Genomic DNA, 26,074 nt, shown 5'->3' with positions numbered 1-26,074 from the left:
TCAGGCGCCGGTTTGCAAACGGCGGGCCTCGATGGCCTCCCAGATCTTGCAGGTGATATTCACACCATCAAACCGCTCGAGTTCCTGAATACCGGTGGGCGAGGTCACATTGATCTCGGTCAGCCAGTCACCAATCACGTCGATACCGACGAAAATCTGGCCCTTCTCGCGCAGATAGGGGCCGATCTTGGCGCAGATCTCGCGGTCACGCTCGGTCAGCTCCACCTTCTCGGGGCGGCCACCCACATGCATGTTGGAGCGCGTCTCGCCCTCGGCAGGCACGCGGTTGATCGCCCCCACGGGCTCGCCATCGACCAGAATGATGCGCTTGTCGCCCTTGGACACGGCGGGGAGGAATTTCTGCGCGATCAGCGGCTCGCGGTTGATGCCCGAGAACAGCTCGTGCAGCGAGGCGAGGTTGCGATCGTTCGGGTCCAGACGGAACACGCCCGCTCCGCCATTGCCATAGAGCGGCTTGAGGATGATATCGCCGTGCTTCTGCTTGAATTCACGCAGCGTGGTCAGATCGCGGGCGATCATCGTGGGCGGCGTCAGCTCGGGGAAGTTCAGCACCAAGAGCTTCTCCGGCGAATTGCGCACCCAGAAGGGGTCGTTGACCACGAGGGTCTTCGGATGGATGCGGTCCAGCAGATGGGTGGTGGTGATATAGCCCATGTCGAAAGGCGGATCCTGCCGCAGCCAGACCACATCGAAGGTCGACAGGTCGACATCCTGCTTCTCGCCAAGCGTGAAATGGTTGCCCTTCTCGCGACGCACGGTCAGCGGCCAGCCACGGGCATAGATCGCGCCCTCGCGGTAGCTCAGCTGGTCGGGCGTGTAATAGAACAGCTCGTGCCCGCGCGCCTGCGCTTCCTCGGCAATGCGGAAGGTGCTGTCCGCGTCGATATTGATCGGACCGATCGGGTCCATCTGGATTGCAACTTTCAAGGCCATACGCGCCCCCTTTCGTTTGCAGACTTAGTGCACCGAAATGATAAGCACATGCAATCTTGCTGTGATCGGAGGGGATGTTCGATTTTCCACAGATCAGACCCCTTGATCGAAGCGGAAGGCATCGGGGATCAGCCGGATCTCTCCCTTGCCATCCACCAGTGCCAGATCGAACCTCATCGGCTTCAGACGCAGATCGGGATGGCGGGCGATGTAATCAAGCGCCGCCCGCCCGATACGGGCCACTTGCGCGGGCGCAAGCCTCGGGGCCGCCTGCGCGAAAGTTCGGGCGCGCTTCACCTCGACAAAGGCAAGGCACGACCCCTCCATGATCAGGTCGATCTCGCCATAGGGGCCACGCCAGCGGGTTTCGCGGCAGACAAAACCCAGGGCCTCATAGTGACGGGCCACCTGCGCCTCGGCCACCTCGCCTGACAGATGCGCCCGAAGACCCCGCGCATGACGGCGTCGGTCCTCGGGCGTATCGCCGGGCGCCTGGCTCATTTCTCGGCCATACCGAGCGCGATCTGGTAGACCTCACGGCGTTTGAGCCCGAAATGCTGGGCCACCTCGGCAGAGGCATCCTTCACGCTCATATCGGGCAACAGCTTGCGCAGCGCCGCCTCGATATCCTCGGGCACCGCCTCGCGCTTGCCCGCACGATCCACGAGAATCACGATCTCGCCCTTGATCTCGCGATCGGCCAGAGCCGCCTGCAATTCCGCCACGGTGCCGCGCAACGCCTCCTCGAAACGCTTGGTCAGTTCACGGCAGATCACCACCTGACGATCGAACCCGTAAGCCGCGCCCAGATCCTCGAGCGTGTCCTTCACCCGCTTCGGGCTTTCGTAGAAAATCATCGTCGCGGAGGCGTTATCCATCGTGCGGAACCACTCCTGCTTTGCCTTCGAGGTCCGCGGCGGGAAGCCTGCGAACAGGAAGCGATCCGAAGGCAGACCCGAGATAGTCAGCGCGGCCAGTGCCGCCGAAGGGCCCGGCGCGGTAAAAACGGACACATCCGCCTCGATGGCCGCGCGCCCCAGCTGATAGCCCGGATCGGCCACCAGAGGTGTCCCGGCTTCAGAGGCATAAACCACGGATTTCCCTTCGGCCAGATGTGCCATCACCTTGGGCCGCGCCTGATCGCCATTCTGGTCGTGATAGGAAATCAGCGGCCGATGATCCAGGCTAACCCCATGAATTTCCATCAGATGCCGCAAAGACCGCGTATCCTCCGCCACCAGCACATCGGCGGTCGCGAGGATGTCGAGCGCCCGCAAGGTGATGTCGCGCGCGGCTCCTATCGGGGTGGCGATAAAGTGCAACCCCGCAGCCAGTTTGCTCGGGCTCGCTTTCGCGCCCACCACGGCCGGTTGTCCGGCCTGCCAATTCCCGCTCATCGCGCACCTTTCGTCAAGTTTACTTCCCCTATGGAAACACCTAGGGTTCGTCCTAATTCAATCCCTGCCGAATGATCAGAGGACCCCGCATGTTCGCGATTTTACGAAAGCGCCGCAACCCACTGATCCGTATCGCAGCTGTGATGTCTGCGTTCTGGGTCGCCGCCTGTGACCCGAACGCGATGACGGGCAGCGGGTCGGGTCAGCGAATCGACACCTCCAAACCGGTGCCTGTCGCCCTACTGCTTCCGGGCGGTTCAGGCAATTCCGGTGATGAAACCCTTGCCCGCTCGCTCAAGCAGGCCGCCGACCTCGCCATCTCCGATCTCGATGGCGTGAAGATCGACCTGCGCGTCTACAATACCGGCGCCAGCCCCGATCAAGCCGCCGCCATGGCCACCAAAGCGGTGGACGAAGGTGCCAAGATCATCCTTGGTCCGGTCTTCGCCCAATCGGCCAATGCCGTCGGCCGGGCCGTGGCCCCGCGCGATGTGAATGTGCTGTCCTTCTCGAACAATACCTCGATTGCAGGTGGCAACGTGTTCGTGCTCGGCCCGACCTTCGAGAATACCGCCAACCGTCTGGTGCGCTATGCCGCCCGCACGGGCAAGCGCAACATCCTCGTCGTGCATGAACAGAACACGGCCGGTCAGGCAGGGGCACAGGCCATCCAGAACGCGATCAGCGGCTCGGGCGCAAGCCTTGCCGGCACGATGAGCTATCCCTTCTCGCAGCAGGGCGTGATCAATGCCGCAGGCCAGATCGCCGACCGTGCCAAGGCCGATGATGTCGATGCCGTCTTCATGACTGCCGATACCGCAGGCGCGCTGCCGCTTTTGTCGCAGCTGCTGCCCGAGCGTGGCGTGGACACCACCCAGAAGAAATTCATGGGTCTGACCCGCTGGGATATCCCGCAAGCGACGCTCTCGCTGCCGGGTCTGCAGGGCGGCTGGTTCGCCACCCCCGATCCGAACCTGAACGCGCAGTTCCGTGCCCGTTATCAGGCAGCCTTCGGCGAGGCTCCCTCGCCCATCTCGGGTCTGGCCTATGACGGGATCGCGGCCATCGGGGCGCTGGTGAAATCCGGCAATCCCAATGCGCTGTCGAAATCGGGACTGACCCAGCGCTCGGGCTTTGTGGGCGTAAACGGCGTCTTCCGTCTGCGCTCGGATGGCACCAACGAGCGCGGTCTGGCCGTGGCTCAGGTTGCCAACGGTCAGGTTCAGGTCATCGACCCCGCACCGCGCAGCTTCTCGGGCGCAGGCTTCTGATCGCCCTTTTCCGCGTGCCAGCCAGCTGGTAACAAGGACATAACGCATAACGGGGCGGCCACGCATCTGCGGGCCGCCCCTTTTCCATGAAGCGCTACCGACAGGGCGCAAGGGAGACGATGATGGACCAGAGCATAGCCGCCGAGGACAGGCTGACGACCCCTCTTCCCGACGAGGCGCCCCTTCTGCTGAAAAGCGACGAGCTGATCCCGGCTCTCGATCTGGTTCTGGAGGGCCTGAGCGACCCCAAGGAGATCAGCACCGCCACGGTGCGGTTCCTCAACATCGCCCGCGATGCGGCGCGCCTGTGGATCGAGGCGGAGCTGGCGGGCCATCCCCGCATCGCGCGGAGCACGGTCGAACATTATGCGCGCATGACCGATGGTATGGTGCGCGCCGTGGTCCATGTGGCCTCGGATTACCTCAACCCGCAAACGCCCAAGGCTGGCAAGACACCCGAGATCATCACCGTGCTGGGCGTGGGCGGCTATGGCCGCGCCGAGATGGCACCGCATTCGGATGTCGATCTGCTCTTTTTGGGCGACAAGAAGCTGAGCCCGTGGACCGAGGCCGTGATCCAGAGCATGCTCTATATGCTGTGGGACCTGAAGCTGAAGGTCGGCCATGCCTCGCGCACCATCGATGACTGTATCCAGCTCGGGCGCGAGGATTTCACCATCCGCACCGCCCTTCTGGAACAGCGGTTCCTGTGCGGCGACGAGGCGCTGGCGCGCAAGCTGGCCACCCAGCTGCGCAAACAGCTCTTTGCCAATTCCGCGCCCGAATTCGTGGAGGCCAAGCTCGACGAGCGCGCCAAGCGCCACCAGCGTCAGGGTGGCCAGCGCTATGTGCTCGAACCCAATGTGAAGGAAGGCAAAGGCGGTCTGCGCGATCTGCAGACCCTCTACTGGATCGCGAAATACGTCCATTCGGTGAACCGTGCCGCAGAGCTGGTGGCCCTCGGAGCCTTCACCGAGGAGGAATACCGCAATTTCCGCTCGGCCGAGGATTATCTCTGGGCGGTGCGCTGCCATCTGCATCTGATCGCCCATCGCGCCGCCGACCAGCTGACCTTCGACATGCAGGTCGAGGTGGCCGGACGCATGGGTTATGAGGATACCGCCGGACGCCGCGCGGTCGAGGTTTTCATGCAGGACTACTTCCGCCACGCCACGATCGTGGGCGATGTGACGCGGATCTTCCTGACCAAGCTCGAGGCACAGCATGTCAAACATGCGCCCAAACTCACCCGCATCTTCCGCCGCAGACGGCATCTGAAACCGCCCTTCGTCGATGACATCCGCCGGATCAACGTCTCCGACGAGGCGTCCTTCCTTGCCGATCCGCTCAATCTCCTGCGGGTCTTCGAGGAGGCGCTGCGCACGGGCCTTCTGATCCATCCCGATGTGATGCGGCTGGTGCAATCGAACCTGCATCTGTTTGACGACACCTTGCGCAAGACCCCCGAGGCGCGGCGGATCTTCCTCGATCTGCTGCTCAAACATGGCAATCCCGAGCGGGCGCTGCGGCGGATGAACGAGCTGAACGTGCTGGGGGCCTTCATCCCCGAATTCGAACCGATCGTGGCGATGATGCAGTTCAACATGTATCACAGCTACACGGTGGACGAGCATACCATACAGGTCATCTCGGCGCTTGCGCAGATCGAGCGCGGCGAGCTGATCGAGGAACTGCCCCTCTCTTCCGAGATCCTCAAGGAAGGGATCAACCGCAAGGTCATGTATGTGGCTCTCCTGCTGCATGACATCGGCAAGGGCCGCCCCGAGGACCATTCAATCCTGGGCGCGAAGATCTCGCGCACGGTCACCCCGCGTCTGGGGCTGAAAGAGGCCGAATGCGAGACAGTGGAGTGGCTGGTGCGCAACCATCTGGTCATGTCCGACATGGCACAGAAGCGCGACATCTCCGACCCGCGCACCATCAAGGAATTCGCCAAGGTGGTCAAAACGCGCCAGCGGCTGGACCTGCTGACGGTGCTGACGGTCTGCGATATCCGCGGTGTCGGTCCCAATGTGTGGAACAACTGGAAGGCCACGCTGATCCGTCGTCTGCATGCGGAGACGGCGCAGGCGCTGGAACACGGGCTGGAGGCGATCAACCGCGACCAGCGCGCGCAGGATGCCCGAAAGGCGCTGCGCGACCGGCTGGAGGCGGAGGGCTGGGACCCGAAGGTGCGTCGCGCCGAGGTTGCCCGCCACACGCCCGCTTATTGGCAGGGGCTTTCGACCCAGACCCAATATGCCTTCGCCCATCTGCTCAGGGACCTGCCCGATGACGAGATCCGCATCGATGTTCAGGTCGACGCCGATCACGATGCCACCCGTGCAGCTTTTGCGCTGGTGGATCATCCGGGTATCTTCGCGCGACTGTCGGGGGCGGTGGCACTGGTGGGCGCCAATGTCGTCGATGCGCGCACCTATACCACCAAGGACGGCTATGCGACGGCGGCCTTCTGGCTGCAGGATGCCGAAGGCCACCCGTTCGAGGCCTCGCGCCTGCCGCGCCTGCGCAATATGATCGACAAGACCCTCAAGGGCGAGGTCGTGGCCCGCGATGCGCTGAAAGATCGCGACAAAGTCAAGAAACGCGAGCGCGAATTCCGCTTCCCGACGCATATCATGTTCGATAATGACGGCTCGGAACTCTACACCATCGTCGAGGTGGACACCCGCGACCGACCGGGGCTCCTTTATGACCTGACGCGGGCCTTGGCCTCGAGCAATATCTATATCGCCTCGGCGCAGATCGCGACCTATGGGGCGCAGGTGGTCGATACCTTCTATGTGAAGGATATGTTCGGCCATAAGCTCCACGCACAATCCAAGCGCGAGAAACTGGAACAACGTCTGCGCGATTACATCGAAAGCGGTGCGAAGCGGGCGAATAACTGATGAAGGCCATTCGATGAAGGCAGGACGGTTGGTCAGGGGTTTCCTGACTGTAGGCCTCTGGACGCTGGGCAGCCGCGTTCTGGGCTTTGTGCGCGATATGATGATGGCGGCCTACCTTGGCACAGGACCGGTGGCCGAGGCCTTCATGGTCGCGTTTTCCCTGCCCAACATGTTCCGCCGCTTCTTTGCCGAGGGCGCGTTCAACATGGCTTTCGTGCCGATGTTCGCCAAACGCGTGGAGGCGGGTGAGGACCCGCATGGCCTTGCGCGCGACGCGTTCAAGGGGCTCTTTGCCGTCCTCTTCCTCTTCACGATCATCGGCACGATCGCCATGCCGTGGCTGGTCTGGGCGATGGCTGCGGGCTTTGCGGGAGATGCACGGTTCGACATGGCCGTGGATTTCGGCAGGATCACCTTCATCTATATCCTCTTCGTTTCGCTTGTGGCGCTTTTATCGGGCATTCTCAACACGTTCGGGAAATTCACCGAGGCCTCTATCGTCCCGATCCTGATGAATGTGATGTTCATCCTCGCGATGATGGCGGCCAATTACGCGGGCTGGGATATGGGCACCACGCTGGCCTGGACAGTGCCTGCCACGGGGGTCGTGCAGTTCGGCTTTGCATGGGTTGCGGCGCGCAAGCTGGGCTATACGCTCCTGCCCGGCCGCCCGCGCATGACGCCGGAACTCAAGCGCCTCTTGGTCATCGCGGGCCCCGCCGTTCTGGCCGGTGGCGTGGTGCAGATCAACCTGCTGGTCGGGCGTCAGGTGGCGTCCTTTACCGAAGGCGCCGTGGCATGGCTGAGCTATGCCGACCGTCTCTACCAGCTGCCTCTGGGCGTAGTGGGCATCGCCATCGGCACGGTGCTTCTGCCCACCCTCTCGCGCCATCTGCGCGCGGGCGAGGAGACGGAGGGCCGCGAGAGTTTCTCGCGCGGGGCCGAGTTCGCGCTGTTTCTCACCCTGCCCTCGGCGGTGGCGCTGGTGGTGATCGCACCGCAGCTGATCTCGGTGCTTTATGACCGTGGCGCGTGGCGGGCCGAGGATACGGTGGCCACCGCTCTGGTGCTCGCGATCTATGGCGTGGGACTGCCCGCGTTCGTGCTGCAAAAAGTGCTGCAACCGGTGTTCTATGCCCGCGAGGACACCCGCCGCCCCTTCCATTACGCCGTCGTCTCGATGGTGGTGAATGCCGTGGCCGCCATCGGCCTTATGCCGCTGATCGGGTTCTCGGCGGCCGCTTTGGGCACCACCATCTCGGGCTGGGTCATGCTCGGCCAGCTCTGGTGGGGCGCACGCAATCTGGGCAAGGCGGCGCGCCCCGATGCGCGTTTCTGGAAGAGCCTGTGGAAGATCGCCGTTGCCTGCGCGGTGATGGGGGTGCAGCTCGTCTATACCGCCCGCTGGCTTGCGCCCATGCTGGCCGATCATGGCGCACGCTGGGGAGCCTTGGGCCTCTTGTGCGGCTCGGGCATCGTGGTCTATTTCGCGGTTGCGGGGCTCTTGGGCATTTTCGGGCTGGCCGAGTTCAAGGCCAATCTGCGCCGCCGCAGGAAGTAATCAAACGGAAACGGCGCCCCGCGAGGCGCCGTTTCATTTTACCATCAGCGCCGGTTGCGCAGCTTGGCCAGCACCCGTCCCCAGCCACCGGGCGACACGAAGAAGCTGACCACGAAGCCCACGATGAAGCCCGAAAGGTCCGCGATCCATTGATCGGTGCCACCAAAGATCAGGCTGAACAGAAGCTGGATCCCCATCAGGAACCCGATCAGCTGGAACGCTTGCATCCGGTTGCCGCGGGTTGCGCCCAGATAGGTCCACTGGATGAAGCTGAACGCCCCGATCAGCCCGTAAGCCGCCGGATAGCCGCCATAGAGCGCGCCTTGGGTAAAGGGCAGCGCGGTATAGATCAGCGCCGCCAGAATGGAGGAGGCGAAAAACACCGCCGCCACCGCCCAGCCACGGAAAACCTCGCCCACCATCTTGCCGAGCGCCAGAATGAAGACCAGCACGAAGGCCGCATGGGTGAAGCTGCCATGGACAAACGGATAGGTCACCACCCGTGCCATCTGCCGCCACGGATGCACCCCCGCCTCCATCATCGCCCGCATCAGGTTCGGGTCATAGGCAAAGCGCTGCAGGGCCTCGGCCCGCCAGACGACCCCGTTCTGGAACAGCCCCGCCTGCCCCAGCCCGAACATCAGCTCGCCGATGAGGATGGGAGCGGCCAGAATCCAGACGATCGGCGGCAATTTGTTCAGCGGGCCTTCATTGTAACCGGAGCGCATTCGGGTTCCTTCACTTGGGTTGCGCCAGAATATGGGGCGCAGAGGCCGCCCCTTCAACATATCGGAGGCGGATAACAGGGTAAGGACGGGGCCAGACATTGATCCCCGCCGGATTTGGGGATAAGCGAGCAAGGACGATATTACCAGCCTGCATGCAGGGGAGCCTCAGATGAGCGATACGACCGTAACCCCGCCCGAAACGCCGAATGCGAATTTCACGCCGCGGATCTTCTCCGGCATCCAGCCGTCCGGCAACCTGACGCTGGGCAACTATCTTGGTGCCCTCAAGCGTTTTGCCCAGAAGCAGGATGAGGGGATCGAGACGATCTACTGCCTCGTAGACATGCATGCGATCACCGTCTGGCAGGACCCCGAAGCCCTGCGCCGCCAGACCCGCGAGGCGGCGGCCGCCTTTATCGCCTCGGGCGTCGATCCCAAGAGATCCATCCTCTTCAACCAATCCCAAGTGGGGGCGCATGCCGAGCTGGCATGGCTCTTCAACTGCACCGCGCGTCTGGGCTGGATGAACCGGATGACCCAGTTCAAGGACAAGGCCGGCAAGAATGCCGAGAAGGCCTCGCTGGGCCTTTACGCCTATCCCGCGCTGATGGCCGCCGATATCCTTCTGTATCACGCGACCATGGTGCCGGTAGGCGAGGACCAGAAGCAGCATGTCGAACTGACCCGCGACATCGCCAACAAGTTCAACCATGATTTCGGTGTCGACTTCTTCCCCGAGCCGGAACCATTAATCGAGGGGGCTGCCACCCGCGTCATGAGCCTGCGCGACGGCTCGAAGAAGATGTCGAAATCCGACCCCTCGGATGCTTCGCGCATCAATCTGACCGATGATGCCGACACCATCGCCAAGAAATTCCGCAAGGCCCGCACCGATGCCGAGCCGCTTCCGGAAACGGTCGAGGGCCTGTCGGAGCGCCCCGAGGCCCGCAATCTGGTCAATATCTACGCGGCCCTTGCCGATATGACGGCCGCGCAGGTGGTGGCGGAATTCGCAGGCAAGGGCTTTGGCGATTTCAAACCGGCTCTGGCCGATCTTGCGGTCGAGAAGCTCGCGCCGATCTCCACCGAGATGAAACGCCTGATGGATGATGTGACAGAGATCGACCGGATCCTTGGTCACGGGGCCGAGCAGGCCGATGCCATCGCCCGCCCGATCGTCGAGAAAACCTATGACATCATGGGCATGGTGCGCTCGCGTTGATCTTTTCCGGGTTACGGGCCGCACCGGCCCGTAACCGCGGGAGAACGGGGGCTCGATGCCCCCGAAGCCCGCACCCCCTTGGCAGAGCCCGCCATCCTGCCTACCTTCAAGCCTAAAGGCCCCAAAGGACATCTCCATGAAACAGCCGCTCAACCTCTATCTCGCCGCCCCCCGCGGCTTCTGCGCCGGCGTGGACCGCGCGATCAAGATCGTGGAAATGGCTTTGGAGAAATGGGGCGCACCGGTCTATGTCCGCCACGAGATCGTCCATAACAAATTCGTCGTCGACAGCCTGCGCGACAAGGGCGCGGTCTTTGTCGAGGAACTCGATGAATGCCCCGATGATCGCCCCGTGATCTTCTCGGCCCATGGCGTGCCCAAAGCCGTGCCCGCCGAGGCCGCACGCCGCGAGATGGTCTATGTGGATGCCACATGCCCGCTGGTCTCGAAGGTCCATATCGAGGCCGAGCGTCACCACGCGGCCGGCCTGCAGATGATCATGATCGGCCATGCCGGCCACCCCGAGGTGCTGGGCACCATGGGCCAGCTGCCCGAGGGCGAGGTCCTGCTGGTGGAAACCGAGGCCGATGTGCCCCATCTCGCCCCGCGCGACCCGAAGGCGCTGGCCTTCATCACCCAGACCACGCTCTCGGTCGATGATACCGCAGGCATCGTGGCCGCATTGCAAAAGCGCTTCCCCGCCATTGTCGGCCCCGCCAAGGAAGACATCTGCTACGCCACCACCAACCGTCAGGCCGCGGTCAAGGCCATCGCGCCGAAGATCGACGCGCTGCTGGTGATCGGCGCGCCCAACTCGTCCAATTCGCGCCGCCTCGTCGAGGTCGGCACCTCCGAGGGCTGCGCCTATAGCCAGCTTGTCCAGCGCGCCGCCGATATCGACTGGCGCGCGCTTGACGGCATCACCTCCATCGGCATCACCGCCGGTGCCTCGGCGCCCGAAGTGCTGATCAACGAGGTGATCGACGCTTTCCGCGACCGCTATGACGTGACCGTCGAACAGGTGGAAACCGCGCAGGAACGGGTCGAGTTCAAAGTCCCCCGCGTGCTGCGCGAAACCGCCTGATGCGCGCGCCCGGCATCGGCGCGCCTCGCCGCGCCCTCGCCCTGAGCGCCCTTCTCTGCCTGCCACTGGTCTGGGCCGTGATCGCCACCCGCGACGGGCGGCTGACCCTGCCCGTCTCCACCACGCCCCGCGACATCGCCGCCTTCTGGGCTCTGGTCCTGCTGGCGCTCTGGGCCTTCCGCGCCGCCCGAAAGATGCAGGCCAGCACCTCCATCTTGCTCGCCCATACCCTGCCCCTCTTTGCGACCATCGCGGCCATACGCGCGGGGATGCCGGTCATACAAAGCCTCTTTATTGCCCATCTGGTCACGCTCATCATCGACCTGATCCTGAAAAACCGCCGCCCCGGCGGGTGGGCTCGCCTGCGTCTGGGCGAATGCCTTCTGATCCTCGCCTGCCTCTACGCGCTGATCCCCTAAGTCCTCCGGACCAAGCGCCTCCGCACCAAGCTCCCTCTGGACCACGCGTAGCCAAGCCGCTACACCCGCGCCAAAGGAGATCCCCATGCCCGATCTATTCGCCTATACCGACGGAGCCTGCTCCGGCAATCCCGGCCCCGGGGGCTGGGGGGTTCTGATGCTGGCCAAGGACGGCGAGACGATCCTCAAAGAACGCACGCTCGAAGGCGGCGAAGCAGAGACCACCAATAACCGCATGGAGCTTCTGGCGGCAATCTCGGCGCTCGAAACCCTCGCCCGACCTTCAAAGATCACCATCATCACCGATAGCGCCTATGTGAAAAACGGGGTGACCGGCTGGATCCACGGCTGGAAGCGCAATGGCTGGAAGACCGCCGCCAAAAAGCCTGTAAAAAATGTCGATCTCTGGCAACGGCTCGACGAGGCCCAAGCCCGCCATGAGGTGACATGGGAATGGATCAAGGGCCATGCGGGCCACCCCGAAAACGAGCGGGCCGACGAGCTGGCCCGTTCCGGCATGGCCCCGTTCAAACCGTCGAAATAACGCGAAACACCCGCCAAGGGGCGCCGCGCAGGCCCCGCATAAGGCCTGCGCCGTAAGTATATCTTGCGCTGTCCCGCAGGGGCGGCGCACCGCTTGGCCTAGAAAAACCAGCCCATCACCAGAGGCGCGATGATCGCCGTCAGGATCGCGTTCAGCCCCATCCCGATCGAGGCAAAGGCCCCCGCCTGCTCATGCACCTGAAAGGCCCGCGCCGTGCCGATCCCGTGGGCGGCCACCCCTGTGGCCAGCCCCCGCGCGCGCCAGTCGCGCACCCCGATCAGGTTCAGCAAAGGCGAGACGATGATCGCCCCGATCATCCCCGTCAGCAGCACCAGCGCCGCCGTCAGCGTGGGCTCGCCGCCCATCCGCTCGCTGATCCCGATGGCCACCGGTGCGGTGGCCGATTTCGGCGCCAGCGTTGCCAGCAGCACATGATCGGCCCCCAAAGCCCAGGCAATCCCCAAGGCCGAGAAAATCGCCACGAAACTGCCCACCACGAGCCCCACCGCGATCGGAAGCCATGTCTTGCGGATCTCGCGGCGATTGGCATAGAGCGGCACCGCAAGGCACACGGTCGCCGGTCCCAGCATGAAATGCACGAATTGCGCGCCCTCGAAATACTGGTCATAGGGGGTACCGGTCAGCGTGAGCAGCCCCCCCAGCAACACCACCGCAATCGCCACCGGATTGGCCCATGGCTGTCGCCCCGAGGCGCGGAAGATCGCATCGCCCGCCCAATAGGCAAAGAGCGTGGCACAGAGCCACAGAAGCGGCTGCGAGGCGAGATAGGACCAGATGGTGGACGGATCACTCATTGCCCGCCCCCTTCGTCAGCCGCAGCGTGACGGCAAAGGCCGCAGCCCCCGCCACAAGTGCCAGCGCGGTCGACAGCACCAGCGACAGCCCCAGCGCCAGACCATGGCTCATCAGAGTCGGGATATGGGCCACCACCCCGACCCCGATCGGCACGAAGAGAAGCGACAGATGCGACAGGAGCCCCTTGGCCGTGGGCTGCACCACCTCGCGCAGACGCGCCGAGGCAAAGAACGACGCCAGCATGAAGATCATGCCCAGGACAGGCCCCGGAAGCGGCAGGCCGAGCCCGCGCGAGAGCACCTCTCCGACGAGCTGGAATAACAGAATGAAAGCAAAGGCAGCGACCATAATCCCTCCGGTGTGCAAAACCGTGAATACCTGTCCTCCCGCAGCGTCGGTATGGCACCGCCATCCCGTCTCCACAAGGTCCGGACAACTCGAACCAATACACAGCCCCGCGATAAATGCGATAATCTGGGGATAAATCGGCCTTTCCCCGCGCGCGACTGTGTCTTTGAATTGACACATCGCGGATCGGCTGGGAAAAGGCGCCCAAATCCCGCGGCGGCATAGGCTGCGGGACAGATGCGCCCCCGCGCATGCCTGCCTTGGAAGGAATGGTGCCCTTGCGTTTCACCCGCTTGCGTCTGAACGGCTTCAAAAGCTTTGTCGACCCGACCGATCTCGTCATTCAGGACGGGCTGACAGGCGTGGTCGGCCCCAATGGCTGCGGCAAGTCGAACCTTCTGGAGGCTCTGCGCTGGGTGATGGGCGAACACCGTGCCTCGGCGATGCGCGGCGGCGGGATGGAAGACGTGATCTTTGCGGGCACCTCGACCCGCGGCGCGCGCAACTTTGCCGAGGTCGTGCTACAGATCGACAACGAGGAACGCCTCGCGCCCTCGGGCTTCAACGATAGCGACCTGCTGGAGATCACCCGCCGCATCACCCGCGATGTGGGCTCGGCCTATAAGGTCAATACCAAGGACGTGCGCGCCCGCGACGTGCAGATGCTCTTTGCCGATGCGTCCACAGGGGCGCATTCGCCCGCGCTGGTGCGTCAGGGCCAGATCAACGAGCTGATCAACGCCAAACCCAAGGCCCGCCGCCGCATTCTCGAGGAGGCCGCGGGGATCTCGGGTCTCTACCAGCGGCGCCACGAGGCCGAGTTGCGGCTCAAGGCCACCGAGGCCAATCTCGAGCGGATCGATGATGTGATCGACCAGCTGGCCGGACAGCTCAACAGCCTGGCCCGTCAGGCGCGGCAGGCCGCGAAATACCGCCAGATCGGCGAGGAGTTGCGCCGCTCCGAGGGGATGCTCCTCTATCGCCGCTGGCTCGAGGCAGACGAAACCCGTCAGGAGGCCGAGAAGGCCCTTTCCGCGATCATAGCCAATGCCGGCGTGGCCGAGCGCGCCGCCCGCGACAGCGCCGAGTTGCGTGCCAACCTCGAAGAGATCCTGCCGCCCATGCGCGAGGAGGATACCGTGGCCACCGCCATTCTGCAGCGGCTCGTTCTCTCACAGGACCAGCTCTCGCAACAGGAAGCCCAGGCCCGCGGCCAGATCGAGACGCTCAAGGGCCGCATTGCCCAGATCGACCGCGACATGGAACGCGAGACCAGCCTCAACCGTGACGCGGGCGAGACGCTGGAGCGGCTGGAATACGAGCTGCGCCAGATCGCGCGCGACAGCGCCGGCCATGAGGATGCGCTGGCCGCCGCCGAGGAGGCCGCCCAAGAGGCCGCCGAGATCGCGCGGGACCGCGAGGAGATCCTTGACCAGCTGACCGGCGATGTGGCCCAGCTGGCCGCCCGTCACCAGTCTGCCGAGCGGCAACTGGCCGACAGTCAGGCAAGCGCCGAACGCTTCGACCGTGCGGCCGCTACTGCCCGACTGAATGCAACGGAGGCCGAGGAAGCGCTGGCCGAGGTCAATAGCCGGATCGAGGCCGCGCAGGAAGCCGCCTCCGAGGCCACCGAGATGACCGATCAGGCCGAAGAGGCGCTCCATAGCGCCGATGATCTGCGTGGCACGCTGGAAACCCGCGAGGCCGAGGCGCGCGAGGCGCGCGCCGAGGCCGAAGGCGAGATGAGTGCGCTGAAATCCGAGGTCTCGGCCCTCACCCGGCTTCTGGACCGCGACGCCATGTCGGGCCCGCAGATCCTTGACCGGATTAGCGTCTCCAAAGGCTATGAGGCCGCCTTGGGCGCGGCTTTGGCCGATGACCTGAACGCGCCCGAAGCGGCGGGAAATGCAGGCTCGGGTTGGCTGACCCTGCCCGATTATAGCGACGCACCTGCGCTCCCTGCAGGTCTGCAGGCACTCGCGCGCTATGTGCAGGCACCCGAGGCGCTCACCCGCCGTTTGAACCAGATCGGTGTGGTGGAAAGCTGGGATCAGGGCGATGCGCTCCACAAGGATCTGCGTCCCGGCCAGCGGATTGTCACGCTTGCGGGCGATCTCTGGCGCTGGGACGGGCTACGCGCGGGCGCCGAGGATGCGCCCTCTGCCGCGGCCCAACGCCTGCGCCAGCAGAACCGCTTGAGCGATCTGCGCGCCGATCTGGCCGTGGCCGAAGCCTCGACGCAATCCGCCGTGCGCAATCACGAACAGCTCAAACAGAAGCTTGCCGATGCCAATCTGGCTTATGCCCGCGCCCGCGACACCCGCCGCGAGGCCGACAAGCGCCTCGCCGAGGCACAGCGCCTGATGTCCAAAGCCGAGGCCGACCGCTCGGTCACCGAAGGCCGTCTGGAAGCCGCCCGTCAGGCCGAGGGCCGCCATGCCGAGGAGGCCCGTGCCGTACGCGCGACCCTCGAGGAGGCACAGGCCGCGATCAATGCCCTGCCCGCCCTGTCGCGCGCCCGCGAGGAAATGGATCAGGTGAAGATCACGGTCGAGGCCGCGCGGATGACCATGCTCACCCGCCGCTCGGCACAGGACGAGGTCCGCCGCGAAGGCGAGGCCCGCACCCGTCGCCACACAGAGATCACCGAGCAGCTGGGCGGCTGGAAGACCCGTCTGGCCACCGCCGAACGCCATGGGGCCGAGCTGGCCGAGCGCCGCGCCGAGGCGCTGGAGGAACTCGAGGAGGCTATGGCCCTGCCCGAGGAGCTGAACGAGCGCCGCGACGAACTGCGCGAGCAAATCCAGGAGGCGGAGGCGCGCAAATCCAAGGCTACCACCGCGCTTCAGGATGCCGAAAGCCGCCTGCGCACGGCCCAGACCGTCGAACGCGAGACGGAAAAACAGGCCTCCGAGATCCGCGAGGCCCGCGCGCGGGCCGAAACGCGCGTGGAGAGCGCCCGCGAGGCGCTGACCCTGGCCGTCGACTGGATCAGCGACGAGATGGATCTGGCCCCGGAGAGCCTGCTGAAATCCCTCGATATCGCGCCTGGGGATATGCCGACCATTGCCAAGCTGGAAAAGGCCGTGGCCGACCTCAAACGCGACCGCGATGCTTTGGGGGCGGTCAACCTGCGCGCCGAGGAAGACGCGCGAAGCATTCAGGAAGAACATGACACGCTGTTCACCGAGAAAGGCGATCTGGAGGATGCCATCGCCAAGCTGCGCGGCGGCATCAACGGGCTCAACCGCGAGGGGCGCGAGCGCCTCCTGGCGGCCTTCGAACAGGTGAACCAGAATTTCCGTCAGCTCTTTACCCATCTTTTCTCGGGCGGCGATGCGCGTCTGGCGCTGGTGGAATCCGATGACCCGCTCGAGGCCGGTCTTGAGATCATGTGCCAGCCGCCGGGCAAGAAGCTCTCGACGCTGTCGCTGCTGTCGGGCGGCGAGCAGACCCTGACCGCGATGGCGCTGATCTTTGCCGTCTTCATGGCCAATCCCGCCCCGATCTGCGTGCTCGACGAGGTCGACGCGCCCTTGGACGATGCCAATGTTACCCGTTTCTGCGACCTTCTGGACGAGATGACGCGCCGCACCGAGACCCGTTTCCTCATCATCACCCACCATGCGGTCACGATGAGCCGGATGGACCGTCTTTTTGGTGTGACAATGCAGGAACAGGGTGTAAGCCAGCTGGTATCGGTCGATCTCAAGAAGGCCGAGGCAATGGTCGCCTGAGACCTGAAGGATAATCATGAAACAGCTTCTGGTATCACTGGCCATGCTGGCCGGTCTGGCAGCCCCGCTTACAGCCTCTCCGGCGCTGGCCAATACCGTCACCGCCACTCCCGCGGCCATTCTTGCCGCGATGCGGGCCGATGGCCTGCAGGCCCAGCAGGAAACCGATGATTACGGCGCGCCTATGCTGGTCAGCCAGCTGAACGGCACCCATTTCTCGGTCTATTTCTACGGCTGCAAAAGTGGCGCGCAGTGCCAGAACATCCAGTTCTCGACGGGGTATGACCTTGACCGACCGCTCGACGCCCGCCGGATCAACGACTGGAACCGCGACAACCGCTTCGGCCGCGCCTATCTCGATGACGACGGCGATCCCTTCATCGAGATGGATATCAATATGGCAGGCAATGGAGTGACCCAGCAGAACTTCTCCACCTCGCTCGGCCTCTGGCAGACTGTCACCCGCGACTTCGAGCACTTCATCGGCTGGTAAGCCCTGCCCACGGCCTGTGATATTCTGATGACACTCCGCTTTGCGGGCGCATTCCGCTTGCGCCTTTCGGGATGCGCGCCTAGCGTCCGGTGCGAATTGCGCCGCCGAACCGGCATTCCACCGCGTTGACAAAGAGGACCCCATGTCGAAGATCGAATCCCGCCTGTCCGAACTGAACATCACCCTGCCCGCAGCCCCCGCGCCGGCCGCCAATTATGTGCCCTTCGTGATCACCGGCAACCAGCTGTTCATCTCGGGCCAGATCTCCTCGGGCGCCGATGGTCTGGTGAAAGGCCGTCTGGGCGAGGATATGGATGTCGAAGCGGGCGCTGCCGCCGCGCGCCTGTGCGGGCTGGCGCTGATTGCGCAGGCAAAGGCCGCGCTTGGCGATCTGGACCGGATCACCCGCGTGGTGAAACTGGGCGGCTTCGTCAATTCCACCCCCGATTTCACCGATCAGCCCAAGGTCGTGAACGGATGCTCGGACCTGATGGTCGAGGTCTTCGGAGATGTGGGCCGCCATGCACGCTCGGCTGTGGCGACCCCCTCGCTGCCCCTTGGTGTGGCGGTCGAGATTGACGCGGTCTTCGAGATCAAAGATGCTTGATCCGCGATTCCTGAGCCTGCCGATCGCGCATCGGGCCTATCATGACCGGGCGCAACGCCGCCCCGAGAACAGCCTCGCAGCCATCCGGGCGGCGATTGCGGCAGGTTACGGGATCGAGATCGACCTGCAGCTTTCGGCGGATGGTGTGGCGATGGTCTTCCATGACTATCTCCTCGACCGTCTGACCGGCGAGACCGGCCCGCTCCATGCCCGCACCGCCGCCGAGTTGCAGGCGATCCCCTTGCGCGATGCCGATGAGGGCATCCCGACCTTTGCCGAGGTGCTCGATCTGGTGGCCGGCCAAGTGCCGCTTCTGGTCGAGATCAAGAACCAGAACGACCCCAATGGCGCGGGGCTGGGCCCGCTGGAGGACGCCGCCGCACAGGCGCTGCGCGGCTATCAGGGCCCCGTGGCGGTGATGGGGTTCAACCCCGAGACCATTGCGCTTTTCCATGCGGCCGCCCCCGAAGTGACCGTTGGCCTGACCACCTATGCCGAATGGTCGGCGGAAGACTTCCCCGATCTTGACGACGATCAACGCGCCCGGTTGCGCGAGATCGCCGATTACGACCGAGTGGGCGCCTCGTTCATCTCGCATCACTGGAAAGACCTCGGGATGGCGCGGGTGGCAGCGCTGAAGGCCGAGGGTGCGCATATCCTGTGCTGGACGATCCGCTCGCCCGAAGCCGAGGCCAAGGCGCGCGAGGTTGCCGAAAACGTGACCTTCGAAGGCTATGCCCCGGCCCTGCCCGACGCTTGACCTCACGCCCGATGCCGTCATCATCAGCCCCGACAGGAGCCTGCGATGAGTGACACGATCGAACTGGAACTGGCCGGGGGTGTCTCGGCCATCGACCCCGTTTTGTGGGATAGCTGTGCCTGCCCCGAAGTGGCGGATGGCGGACGGGCCTATGATCCGTTCACCACGCACCGGTTCCTCTCGGCGCTCGAGAGTTCGGGCTCGGTTGGACGCGGCACGGGCTGGGACCCGCGGCCTATTGTGGCACGGGCAGGCGGAACCGTTCTGGGCGTGGCCCCGCTTTACGTCAAATCCCATAGTCAGGGCGAATATGTGTTCGACCACGGCTGGGCTGATGCCTTCGAGCGGGCGGGCGGGCAATATTATCCCAAGCTGCAATGTGCGGTGCCGTTTACACCCTGCACGGGGCGGCGCCTGCTGACCGCAGCGGGCCAGACCGAGGCAGGCCGTGCCGCCCTTCTGGCGGGCATGGCGCAAGTGGCCGAAAACAACGGGCTGTCGTCTGTGCATATGACCTTCTGCCCGGAAGACGAGGCCGATCTGGCCGAGGGCGCGGGCTATCTGCACCGCCACGGGCAACAGTTCCATTTCTACAATCAGGGCTATGCCGATTTCGACGCCTTCCTCGAACAGCTTTCCTCGCGCAAGCGCAAGGCGCTGAAGAAGGAGCGCGCAAGGGCGCAAGCCTTCGGCGGCGAGATCCGGCAGCTGACCGGCGACGAGATCCGGCCCGAACACTGGGATGCGTTCTGGGAATTCTATCAGGATACCGGCGCGCGCAAATGGGGCACCCCCTATCTGACGCGGGCCTTTTTCGATGCGTTGCACGGGATGCGCGAGGATGTGTTGCTCGTGCTGGCTTTCCGCGAGGGTCGCCCTGTGGCGGGCGCGCTGAACCTGATCGGGCGCGATTGCCTTTATGGCCGCTATTGGGGTTGCATCGAGGATCACCCCTATCTGCATTTCGAACTCTGCTACCACCAAGCGGTGGATTATGCGCTGGCGCATGGTCTGGCGCGGGTCGAGGCGGGCGCGCAGGGCGAGCACAAGCTGGCGCGCGGCTATCTGCCGCATATCACCCATTCCGCGCATTGGATCACCCATCCGGGTTTGCGGCGCGCGATTTCGGACTATCTGGAGGCCGAACGCGCGGCCATCGACGAGGATGTCGAGGTGATGACCGAGATGGGGCCCTTCCGCAGCGGGGGTTGATTTTCGGCACCATGCCCCCTAGGCCGCGCCCGAACGAAACAAAGGACCTGAAGACGCATGGACGAGTTGAACCTGCAAAACCTGACAGATGTGAGCCAGTGGATCACCCCCGAACGTATTGATGCCGTGGTGCTGGGCACGCTGAACGTGCTGGCCGCGCTGGTCATCCTGATCGTCGCGCTGGTCATTTCGGGCTGGGCCAAGGGCCGCATCGGCAATCTGGCCGCGCGCCACAAGCGCCTGGATGCGACGCTGTTCGGCTTTCTGGGCAATATCGCGAAATACCTGATCCTCGCGATCGGCTTCATCTTCATTCTCAACCGCTTCGGCATCCAGACCACCTCGCTGGCCGCACTGATCGGTGCCGCCGGTCTGGCCATCGGTCTGGCGCTGCAAGGCACGCTGTCCTCGCTCGCCTCAGGCGTGATGATCATCATGTTCCGCCCCTTCCGTGTGGGCGATTATGTGCAGGCCGGCAGCAATGCGGGCACCGTGACCGAGATCTCGCTGTTCTATGTGATCCTGAAAACCTATGATGGCATTCAGGTCGTCGTGCCGAATTCGGATATCTGGTCCTCGGCCATTACCAACTATTCGGCCAACACCACCCGCATGATGGATCTGACCATCGGTATCTCCTATGACAGCGATATCAAGGTGGCCAAGGACATCCTGCAGAAGATCGTGGACGAGGATCCGCGCATCCTGAAAGACCCCGCCCCTACCATCGGCGTGAAGGAGCTGGGTGACAGCTCGATCAACCTGCTGTTCCGCGCCTGGGCCACGACGGACGTTTACTGGAAGTTCCGCTGGGAGTTGTTCGAGGTCGTGAAACGCGAATTCGATGCCAACGGCATCGGCATTCCCTTCCCGACCCGCGAGATCATCTTCGACAACAAGCTGGAGATGGCCAAGCCGAAAGTATCGGTCAAGGAATTGTCCGCGCCGAGCGAAACCCCTGTTTCGCAAACCGCTGCGGGAGATAAATTGAAGTAAGCCGGATTTCGGTTAAACTCATAGACGGGCAGGGTTTTCCTGCCCGTTTCGATATAGGGAAAACACGATGGCCACGAAGCTCAATCAGGACGAACGCGCCTCCCTGATGCCCCTGCTGAAAGAAAGCGGCTGGCGCATGGCCAAACAATCCGACGCGATCCGCAAAGTCTGGAAATTCGAGAATTTCGAACAGGCCTGGGGCTTTATGGCACAGGCGGCCCTGCTGGCCGAGAAGATGGATCACCACCCCGATTGGCGCAATGTCTATAACGTGGTGGATATCGAGCTCTCGACCCATTCCTGCAAGGGCCTGAGCATTCTGGATTTCGAACTGGCCCGCGCACTCGATGCCATTCCGCATAAGGGCAAGGTGCTGTTCCAGTCGCCGCTGCCCGAGCGCGAACCCGGTCAGGACGAGGTGGAGGAGCCCGATCCACGCCCAGATCTTGGCGAGGATCTGCTCGATTAACCGGCCAGTGCTTCGATATAGATCCGCACGGCCTCCTGCACATGGCGGAAGCGGTCGCCCCCCAGATGCTTGCCGCCATACCAGCGGGTGACCACGATCAGGTGGTTCTCGAGCCCCTCGCGTTCGAGCATCCGCAGGATCACCATGCCCGCCCCCGACTCGCCATCATCGTTTTTTACCGGCGCTTCGGGGGTCAGAAGACCCCATGTATTATGCGTGGCCTTGGCGAATTTCTTGGTGCGGCACAGATCCTTGATCAGAGCCTTGGCCTCGTCCTCCGAGGCACAAGGCGCGCCGGAGACCGCATATTTCGACCCGCGATCGCTGATGATCCCGTCGATAGTGGTCAGTTTACCCATCGGAGGCCGCCTCGAGGCTGGCCATCGCCTCATCAGACAGCTGCAGGTCGATCGCGCCCAGAAGCGTATCGAGCTGATCCATATTCGAGGCCGAGACAATAGGGGCCGAGACGCCCTCGCGCGCCATCGCCCAGGCGGTTGCCACCTGCGCCATGGGGGCGCCGACGCCATCGGCGATCTCCGCCAGAGCCTGCAGAATGCGCAAGCCCCGCGCATCCAGATATTTCGCGGCATGGCGCGCGCGCGGGATCCCCGCAAAATCGGCCTGCGTGCGGTATTTGCCCGACAGGAACCCCGCCGCCAGCGTGAAGAAGGTCACAGCCCCCAACTCCTGCGATTTGACTAGCGGCAGCAGCTCTTTCTCGAAACTCTCGCGCGTGCTCAGGCTGTATTCGGGCTGGATCACCTCGATGCCCTTCACATTCATCTGCTTGGCCAGTGCCAGAGCCGCGGCCAGACGGTCGGGGGCGAAATTCGACGCCCCCACCGCGCGGATCTTACCCTGCACGCGCAGCATCTCGAAGGTCTCGAGCACCTCTTCCTGCGGCACATCCGCGTCATCGGCATGGGCGAAATAGAGATCGATATAATCGGTGCGCAGTCGGGTCAGCGACTCGTCAATGGCGGCAAGGATATTGTCGCGCCGCAGCCCCTTGCGCCACGAGAGCTTGGCGACCTTGGTATAGATCACCACATCGTCGCGGCGCTTGCGGCGGGCCAGCCAGTCGCCGATCATCGCCTCGGACTCGCCGCCCTTCATCCCCTCGCCCCAGTAGGAATAGCTGTCGGCCGTGTCGATCGAGGTTGCCCCCGCCTCCACCAACCGGTCCAGCATGGCAAAAGAGGTCGCCCGATCCGCGGTCCATCCCAGAACATTCCCGCCGAACACGAAGGGCGAGACAGTCAGGCCCGAACGGCCGAGCGGTTTGTGCAGCATACTGGTCATCCTATACAGAAGGGCCGCCCGTGCGGAAAAAGAAATAAAAAATGGCCCCGAAGGGCCATTGGTGACGGGATTTACCGCACTTTTCAAGATGGGCCGGTTCAGATCGCCGCCAGAAGCGCCTCGCCACCCGAGATCTCGCAGGTGCCGGCATTCTCTTCCTTGTGCAGAACCTTCACCACGCCATCCTCGACATACATCGCGTAGCGGGCCGAGCGGTCCTTGAAGCCGATGGCGGGGGCCGAGAAATTCATGCCGATGGCGCTGGTGAAGGCGCTTTCGGCATCGGCCAGCATGGTCAGACCCGCCTCGCCCGCGCCGGTCGCTTTCGACCACGCATCGACCACGAAGGGGTCATTGACGGTGATACAGATCACCTCGTCCACGCCCTTCTCGGCAAAGGCATCACGGGTGCGCATGAAGCTCGGCACATGGGCGGTGGTGCAGGTGCCGGTGAACGCGCCCGGAAGACCGAAGATAACGACCTTGCGGCCTTTCATCTTGTCGCCCAAAGATACGGTGGTCGGGCCTTCGGCACCAACCGTCAAAAGGGTGGCCCCGGGAAGCACGTCGCCTTCACTGATTGTCATGTCGCTCTCCTGTCGCGTTGCACATGGTTGCCCGCACGATATAGGGTTCGTCCAACAAAGCACCAGAGGGAAAGAGAAATGCCGGAGATCGTGAACGGGGGCATCGTCATCGTGGGGGGCGGACAGGCAGCGGCCTCGATGGCGGCCAAGCTGCGTGCCGAAGGCTATGACGGCGCATTGACGATCATCGGCGAGGAACCCGTGGCGCCCTATCAGCGTCCGCCTCTGTCCAAAGCCTATCTCCTGGGCGAGATGCCGCTGGAGCGGCTCACCCTGCGCGCGCCCGCATACTGGGCCGAACAGAATGTCACCCTGCGGCTGGGCGAGCCGGCCCTGCGCATCGATCCGGCGGCGCGCGTTGTGCATACCGCAAAGGCCGGGATCCGCTATGACCAGCTGGCGCTTTGCACAGGCGCCGACCCCAAACGCCTGCCGGCAGCTTTGGGTGGTGATCTGGGGAATGTGTTCACCATCCGCACACTGGCCGATATCGAAGCGCTCCAGCCGCAGATGGCGGCGGGCAAACGGCTTGTCGTGATCGGCGGCGGCTATATCGGGCTCGAGGCCGCCGCTGTGGCCCGCAAGCTCGGGCTGGATGTCGTGCTGGTGCAGGCCTCCGAGCGTATCCTGCGCCGTGTGGCCTGCCGCGAGACGGCGGATGCCGTGCGCGCGCTGCATCAGGCCCAAGGCGTAACAATCAGGGAGGGCACCGGGCTGCGCACCTTACGCGGGGAAGGCGTGGTGGACAGCGTCGAGCTGGTCGATGGCACAGTCCTGCCCGCCGATCTGGTGGTGGTGGGCATCGGTGTCACGCCTTCGGTGCGGCTTGCCGAGGAAGCCGGACTGGTTCTGGGCGACGGGATCGTGACCGATGCTCAGGGGCGCACCTCGGATCCGCATATCTGGTCGGCGGGCGATTGCGCCGAGATCGACCTGCACGGCGCGCGGATGCGGCTGGAATCGGTGGGCAACGCCATCGATATGGGCGAACTGGTAGCGCGCAACATGCTGGGCGCCGCTGAGACCTACCAGCCGAAACCGTGGTTCTGGTCGGATATGTTTGCCTCGAAACTCCAGATTGCGGGCTGGAATGGCGGCTATACCCGCGTGATCGCGAAAGATGTGGATGGCGAGAGCTTCTGGTATTTCCGCGAGGATCACCTGATTGCGGTGGATGCGCTCGACGCGCCGCGGGCCTATATGGTGGGCAAGCGCCTGATCGAGGCGGGGTCCGATGTGACGCCCGTTGAGATCGAGGCGGCGGCTGATTTGAAATCCCTGATGCGGCGGTAAAAAATGCGGATTATTGGTGGCGAGAAGCGCGGGCTGAAACTGACCGAAGTGGGCGAAGGCGATAGCAAGGGCCATCTGCGCCCCACGACGGACCGCGTGCGCGAATCGATCTTCAACCTGCTGGTCAATGGCACGCATGGCAACCCGATCCCCGAGGCGCGGGTGCTGGATCTGTTTGCGGGCACTGGTGCGCTGGGGCTGGAGGCGCTGTCGCGCGGAGCCAAGCGCGTGGCTTTTGTCGATGAGGGCACGCCCGCGCGGGTGCTTTTGCGCAAGAATATCGAGCTGATGCGAGCGATGGGGGTGACCGACATCTGGCGGCGCGATGCGACAAAGATGGGACCCTGCCGTGGCGAGGGCTATGACCTGATCTTCCTTGATCCGCCCTATGGCATGGGGCTCGGCGAGAAGGCGATCGCGTCCTGCCTAGAGAACGGCTGGATCGCGCCCGGTGCGATGGTGGTCTGGGAAGAGAATGTGGCGCCTGTGGTGCCGGCGCCGCTGGAACAGGTGGACCAGCGGAAATATGGCGACACGATCGTGACACTGGCCGTAATGGCGGAGGAAGAATGATGATCAAGGCGGTAATTTTCGACTGCGACGGGGTGCTGGTGGATAGCGAGCCCATGACCTTCGAGCTGTTGCAGGAGGAGTTCGCGGCCCACGGGCTGGAACTGGAACGGCACGAGATGGAGGGGATGTTCATCGGCGGCACGATCGAGGGCTGCGCGATGCGTGCCCGGGAGATGGGCGCCACCCTGCCCGAGGACTGGGCCGATCATTATTACACCACGCTTTGCGAGCGTCTGCGGGCCGGCACGCCACTGATGGCCGGTGTGCCCGAGCTGCTGGAGCGGCTGGATGCGGCGGGCATCCCCTATGCGGTAGGCTCGAACGGGCGGCATGTGAAGATGGATGCGACCCTCGGCCAGCATCCCGAGATTCGTGCCAAGCTGGAAGGGCGGCTGTTTTCCGGTCAGGAGGATGTCGTCCGCCCGAAACCCGCGCCCGATCTCTATCTTCATTGCGCTGCCGTGCTGGGGGTTGCGCCCGAGCACTGTGTCGTTATCGAAGACAGTCCGCCGGGAGCAGACGCTGCCGCGGCGGCAGGCATGCGTTGTCTGGGCTATGCGCCACAGGGCGAGTATCCGAAGCTTGCTGCGACAGGGGCGGAGCTGTTTACCGATATGGCCCAAGTGCCCGCGTTGATCGGTCTCCCTGCCTGAGCCTACCGCAAAGGGTGCCGGATCTGGCAGCGCCATTGAGGCCCTGCCAGATCCGCTCGGCGCTAACGCGCCTCCGGCCCAACCCCAGCGTGTATAAAGGGTGAAACCGTTTCCGTCAGCGCACCCATTTTGG

Annotated in this window: 26 protein-coding genes; 17 read left to right on the top strand and 9 right to left on the bottom strand. The window is 64.0% G+C overall.

Annotated features, from left to right (window positions below; all coding sequences use genetic code 11):
* The 3 genes from gshB to rsmI form a co-directional block, all read right to left on the bottom strand.
* Positions 1 to 954, bottom strand: a complete 954-nt coding sequence (gene gshB, locus VSX56_RS04235) for a glutathione synthase (protein WP_339113424.1) — start codon at positions 952 to 954, stop codon at positions 1 to 3.
* Positions 955 to 1,047: 93 nt separating this feature from the next.
* A complete protein-coding gene (locus VSX56_RS04230) occupies positions 1,048 to 1,455 on the bottom strand; it encodes a YraN family protein (protein WP_350935066.1) in 408 nt (135 codons plus the stop codon).
* Positions 1,452 to 2,351 carry a 16S rRNA (cytidine(1402)-2'-O)-methyltransferase gene (rsmI, locus tag VSX56_RS04225; protein ID WP_350935064.1) on the bottom strand — a complete coding sequence of 300 codons (900 nt, stop codon included), beginning with the start codon at positions 2,349 to 2,351 and terminating at the stop codon, positions 1,452 to 1,454. Before rsmI ends, VSX56_RS04230 begins: the two co-directional genes overlap by 4 nt.
* An 89-nt stretch (positions 2,352 to 2,440) precedes the next feature.
* Between rsmI and VSX56_RS04220 the strand changes: the two genes are divergently transcribed.
* The 3 genes from VSX56_RS04220 (at position 2,441) to murJ (ending at position 8,095) form a co-directional block, all read left to right on the top strand.
* A complete protein-coding gene (locus VSX56_RS04220; protein ID WP_350935062.1) occupies positions 2,441 to 3,622 on the top strand; it encodes a penicillin-binding protein activator in 1,182 nt (393 codons plus the stop codon).
* Between the two features lie 122 nt (positions 3,623 to 3,744).
* Complete coding sequence (locus tag VSX56_RS04215; RefSeq protein ID WP_350935060.1) at positions 3,745 to 6,534, top strand: [protein-PII] uridylyltransferase; 2,790 nt, start codon at positions 3,745 to 3,747, stop codon at positions 6,532 to 6,534.
* Positions 6,535 to 6,547: 13 nt separating this feature from the next.
* A complete protein-coding gene (gene murJ, locus VSX56_RS04210) occupies positions 6,548 to 8,095 on the top strand; it encodes a murein biosynthesis integral membrane protein MurJ (RefSeq protein WP_350935058.1) in 1,548 nt (515 codons plus the stop codon).
* Positions 8,096 to 8,139: 44 nt separating this feature from the next.
* Here murJ and VSX56_RS04205 read toward each other — a convergent pair whose 3' ends face one another.
* Positions 8,140 to 8,823, bottom strand: coding sequence for a rhomboid family intramembrane serine protease (locus tag VSX56_RS04205; RefSeq protein WP_350935056.1), 684 nt, complete (start codon positions 8,821 to 8,823; stop codon positions 8,140 to 8,142).
* Positions 8,824 to 8,992: 169 nt separating this feature from the next.
* On the opposite strand from VSX56_RS04205, the gene trpS reads away from it, so the two are divergent.
* The 4 genes from trpS (at position 8,993) to rnhA (ending at position 12,092) form a co-directional block, all read left to right on the top strand.
* The gene (trpS, locus tag VSX56_RS04200) at positions 8,993 to 10,045 is read left to right on the top strand and encodes a tryptophan--tRNA ligase (RefSeq protein WP_350935054.1); all 1,053 of its coding nucleotides are present in this window, start codon (positions 8,993 to 8,995) and stop codon (positions 10,043 to 10,045) included.
* A 136-nt stretch (positions 10,046 to 10,181) separates the two neighbouring features.
* Complete coding sequence (gene ispH, locus VSX56_RS04195; RefSeq protein ID WP_339113431.1) at positions 10,182 to 11,129, top strand: 4-hydroxy-3-methylbut-2-enyl diphosphate reductase; 948 nt, start codon at positions 10,182 to 10,184, stop codon at positions 11,127 to 11,129.
* Entirely contained in the window at positions 11,129 to 11,548 is a 420-nt protein-coding gene (locus tag VSX56_RS04190; RefSeq protein WP_350935052.1) for a hypothetical protein, read from the top strand. Before ispH ends, VSX56_RS04190 begins: the two co-directional genes overlap by 1 nt.
* A gap of 85 nt (positions 11,549 to 11,633) precedes the next feature.
* Positions 11,634 to 12,092 carry a ribonuclease HI gene (rnhA, locus tag VSX56_RS04185; protein ID WP_350935050.1) on the top strand — a complete coding sequence of 153 codons (459 nt, stop codon included), beginning with the start codon at positions 11,634 to 11,636 and terminating at the stop codon, positions 12,090 to 12,092.
* Positions 12,093 to 12,190: 98 nt separating this feature from the next.
* On the opposite strand, the gene VSX56_RS04180 is transcribed toward rnhA, so the two are convergent.
* Both VSX56_RS04180 and VSX56_RS04175 read right to left on the bottom strand, forming a co-directional pair.
* Positions 12,191 to 12,907, bottom strand: coding sequence for an LrgB family protein (locus VSX56_RS04180; RefSeq protein WP_339113434.1), 717 nt, complete (start codon positions 12,905 to 12,907; stop codon positions 12,191 to 12,193).
* Positions 12,900 to 13,256 carry a CidA/LrgA family protein gene (locus VSX56_RS04175; protein ID WP_339113435.1) on the bottom strand — a complete coding sequence of 119 codons (357 nt, stop codon included), beginning with the start codon at positions 13,254 to 13,256 and terminating at the stop codon, positions 12,900 to 12,902. The genes VSX56_RS04180 and VSX56_RS04175 overlap by 8 nt, the downstream gene beginning before the upstream one ends.
* A 278-nt stretch (positions 13,257 to 13,534) precedes the next feature.
* Between VSX56_RS04175 and smc the strand changes: the two genes are divergently transcribed.
* The 7 genes from smc to VSX56_RS04140 all read left to right on the top strand — a co-directional run bounded on the left by smc (position 13,535) and on the right by VSX56_RS04140 (position 21,530).
* Positions 13,535 to 16,993, top strand: a complete 3,459-nt coding sequence (smc, locus tag VSX56_RS04170; RefSeq protein ID WP_350935047.1) for a chromosome segregation protein SMC — start codon at positions 13,535 to 13,537, stop codon at positions 16,991 to 16,993.
* 16 nt (positions 16,994 to 17,009) lie between these two features.
* Positions 17,010 to 17,486 carry a YbjN domain-containing protein gene (locus VSX56_RS04165; protein ID WP_339113437.1) on the top strand — a complete coding sequence of 159 codons (477 nt, stop codon included), beginning with the start codon at positions 17,010 to 17,012 and terminating at the stop codon, positions 17,484 to 17,486.
* A 142-nt stretch (positions 17,487 to 17,628) separates the two neighbouring features.
* A complete protein-coding gene (locus VSX56_RS04160) occupies positions 17,629 to 18,093 on the top strand; it encodes a RidA family protein (RefSeq protein ID WP_339113438.1) in 465 nt (154 codons plus the stop codon).
* Positions 18,086 to 18,853, top strand: coding sequence for a glycerophosphodiester phosphodiesterase family protein (locus VSX56_RS04155; protein WP_350935045.1), 768 nt, complete (start codon positions 18,086 to 18,088; stop codon positions 18,851 to 18,853). Before VSX56_RS04160 ends, VSX56_RS04155 begins: the two co-directional genes overlap by 8 nt.
* Positions 18,854 to 18,898: 45 nt before the next feature.
* Positions 18,899 to 20,065 carry a GNAT family N-acetyltransferase gene (locus VSX56_RS04150; protein WP_350935043.1) on the top strand — a complete coding sequence of 389 codons (1,167 nt, stop codon included), beginning with the start codon at positions 18,899 to 18,901 and terminating at the stop codon, positions 20,063 to 20,065.
* Positions 20,066 to 20,122: 57 nt separating this feature from the next.
* Positions 20,123 to 21,061, top strand: coding sequence for a mechanosensitive ion channel family protein (locus tag VSX56_RS04145; protein WP_350935041.1), 939 nt, complete (start codon positions 20,123 to 20,125; stop codon positions 21,059 to 21,061).
* A 67-nt stretch (positions 21,062 to 21,128) separates the two neighbouring features.
* Positions 21,129 to 21,530 carry a 4a-hydroxytetrahydrobiopterin dehydratase gene (locus VSX56_RS04140; protein ID WP_350935039.1) on the top strand — a complete coding sequence of 134 codons (402 nt, stop codon included), beginning with the start codon at positions 21,129 to 21,131 and terminating at the stop codon, positions 21,528 to 21,530.
* On the opposite strand, the gene VSX56_RS04135 is transcribed toward VSX56_RS04140, so the two are convergent.
* From VSX56_RS04135 to VSX56_RS04125, 3 genes are all read right to left on the bottom strand, one after another.
* Positions 21,527 to 21,889 carry a YigZ family protein gene (locus tag VSX56_RS04135; protein ID WP_434096005.1) on the bottom strand — a complete coding sequence of 121 codons (363 nt, stop codon included), beginning with the start codon at positions 21,887 to 21,889 and terminating at the stop codon, positions 21,527 to 21,529. The two genes, VSX56_RS04140 and VSX56_RS04135, sit on opposite strands and share 4 nt — an antisense overlap.
* Entirely contained in the window at positions 21,882 to 22,826 is a 945-nt protein-coding gene (locus VSX56_RS04130; protein ID WP_350935037.1) for an aldo/keto reductase, read from the bottom strand. The genes VSX56_RS04135 and VSX56_RS04130 overlap by 8 nt, the downstream gene beginning before the upstream one ends.
* A gap of 107 nt (positions 22,827 to 22,933) precedes the next feature.
* Complete coding sequence (locus VSX56_RS04125; protein ID WP_339113444.1) at positions 22,934 to 23,422, bottom strand: peroxiredoxin; 489 nt, start codon at positions 23,420 to 23,422, stop codon at positions 22,934 to 22,936.
* A 78-nt stretch (positions 23,423 to 23,500) separates the two neighbouring features.
* Between VSX56_RS04125 and VSX56_RS04120 the strand changes: the two genes are divergently transcribed.
* Genes VSX56_RS04120 through VSX56_RS04110 form a run of 3 tightly spaced genes read left to right on the top strand, consistent with a single transcriptional unit; the run spans position 23,501 to position 25,941 of the window.
* Positions 23,501 to 24,715, top strand: coding sequence for an NAD(P)/FAD-dependent oxidoreductase (locus tag VSX56_RS04120; protein WP_350935034.1), 1,215 nt, complete (start codon positions 23,501 to 23,503; stop codon positions 24,713 to 24,715).
* Between the two features lie 3 nt (positions 24,716 to 24,718).
* Entirely contained in the window at positions 24,719 to 25,288 is a 570-nt protein-coding gene (rsmD, locus tag VSX56_RS04115) for a 16S rRNA (guanine(966)-N(2))-methyltransferase RsmD (RefSeq protein WP_350935032.1), read from the top strand.
* Positions 25,288 to 25,941 carry an HAD family hydrolase gene (locus VSX56_RS04110; RefSeq protein WP_339114431.1) on the top strand — a complete coding sequence of 218 codons (654 nt, stop codon included), beginning with the start codon at positions 25,288 to 25,290 and terminating at the stop codon, positions 25,939 to 25,941. The genes rsmD and VSX56_RS04110 overlap by 1 nt, the downstream gene beginning before the upstream one ends.
* Positions 25,942 to 26,074 lie beyond the last annotated feature (133 nt).

It is taken from the genome of Thioclava kandeliae (genome assembly GCF_040297545.1).
GTDB classification, from domain to species: Bacteria; Pseudomonadota; Alphaproteobacteria; order Rhodobacterales; family Rhodobacteraceae; genus Thioclava; species Thioclava kandeliae.
Note: the sequence above shows the minus strand (reverse complement) of the source record. Positions and strands in the feature narration are given on the sequence as shown.

Bases quoted from the DNA above. Each gene is read 5' to 3' on its own strand.
- VSX56_RS04155 (WP_350935045.1), top strand. From the start codon at position 18,086: ATGCTTGATCCGCGATTCCTGAGCCTGCCGATCGCGCATCGGGCCTAT.
- gshB (WP_339113424.1), bottom strand. From the start codon at position 954: ATGGCCTTGAAAGTTGCAATCCAGATGGACCCGATCGGTCCGATCAAT.
- VSX56_RS04190 (WP_350935052.1), top strand. From the start codon at position 11,129: ATGCGCGCGCCCGGCATCGGCGCGCCTCGCCGCGCCCTCGCCCTGAGC.
- rsmI (WP_350935064.1), bottom strand. From the start codon at position 2,351: ATGAGCGGGAATTGGCAGGCCGGACAACCGGCCGTGGTGGGCGCGAAA.
- VSX56_RS04140 (WP_350935039.1), top strand. From the start codon at position 21,129: ATGGCCACGAAGCTCAATCAGGACGAACGCGCCTCCCTGATGCCCCTG.
- murJ (WP_350935058.1), top strand. From the start codon at position 6,548: ATGAAGGCAGGACGGTTGGTCAGGGGTTTCCTGACTGTAGGCCTCTGG.
- VSX56_RS04150 (WP_350935043.1), top strand. From the start codon at position 18,899: ATGAGTGACACGATCGAACTGGAACTGGCCGGGGGTGTCTCGGCCATC.
- VSX56_RS04160 (WP_339113438.1), top strand. From the start codon at position 17,629: ATGTCGAAGATCGAATCCCGCCTGTCCGAACTGAACATCACCCTGCCC.
- VSX56_RS04110 (WP_339114431.1), top strand. From the start codon at position 25,288: ATGATCAAGGCGGTAATTTTCGACTGCGACGGGGTGCTGGTGGATAGC.
- VSX56_RS04120 (WP_350935034.1), top strand. From the start codon at position 23,501: ATGCCGGAGATCGTGAACGGGGGCATCGTCATCGTGGGGGGCGGACAG.
- VSX56_RS04165 (WP_339113437.1), top strand. From the start codon at position 17,010: ATGAAACAGCTTCTGGTATCACTGGCCATGCTGGCCGGTCTGGCAGCC.
- trpS (WP_350935054.1), top strand. From the start codon at position 8,993: ATGAGCGATACGACCGTAACCCCGCCCGAAACGCCGAATGCGAATTTC.
- VSX56_RS04130 (WP_350935037.1), bottom strand. From the start codon at position 22,826: ATGCTGCACAAACCGCTCGGCCGTTCGGGCCTGACTGTCTCGCCCTTC.
- VSX56_RS04135 (WP_434096005.1), bottom strand. From the start codon at position 21,889: ATGGGTAAACTGACCACTATCGACGGGATCATCAGCGATCGCGGGTCG.
- VSX56_RS04220 (WP_350935062.1), top strand. From the start codon at position 2,441: ATGTTCGCGATTTTACGAAAGCGCCGCAACCCACTGATCCGTATCGCA.
- VSX56_RS04125 (WP_339113444.1), bottom strand. From the start codon at position 23,422: ATGACAATCAGTGAAGGCGACGTGCTTCCCGGGGCCACCCTTTTGACG.
- VSX56_RS04205 (WP_350935056.1), bottom strand. From the start codon at position 8,823: ATGCGCTCCGGTTACAATGAAGGCCCGCTGAACAAATTGCCGCCGATC.
- rsmD (WP_350935032.1), top strand. From the start codon at position 24,719: ATGCGGATTATTGGTGGCGAGAAGCGCGGGCTGAAACTGACCGAAGTG.
- ispH (WP_339113431.1), top strand. From the start codon at position 10,182: ATGAAACAGCCGCTCAACCTCTATCTCGCCGCCCCCCGCGGCTTCTGC.
- VSX56_RS04180 (WP_339113434.1), bottom strand. From the start codon at position 12,907: ATGAGTGATCCGTCCACCATCTGGTCCTATCTCGCCTCGCAGCCGCTT.
- VSX56_RS04175 (WP_339113435.1), bottom strand. From the start codon at position 13,256: ATGGTCGCTGCCTTTGCTTTCATTCTGTTATTCCAGCTCGTCGGAGAG.
- rnhA (WP_350935050.1), top strand. From the start codon at position 11,634: ATGCCCGATCTATTCGCCTATACCGACGGAGCCTGCTCCGGCAATCCC.
- VSX56_RS04145 (WP_350935041.1), top strand. From the start codon at position 20,123: ATGGACGAGTTGAACCTGCAAAACCTGACAGATGTGAGCCAGTGGATC.
- VSX56_RS04230 (WP_350935066.1), bottom strand. From the start codon at position 1,455: ATGAGCCAGGCGCCCGGCGATACGCCCGAGGACCGACGCCGTCATGCG.
- VSX56_RS04215 (WP_350935060.1), top strand. From the start codon at position 3,745: ATGGACCAGAGCATAGCCGCCGAGGACAGGCTGACGACCCCTCTTCCC.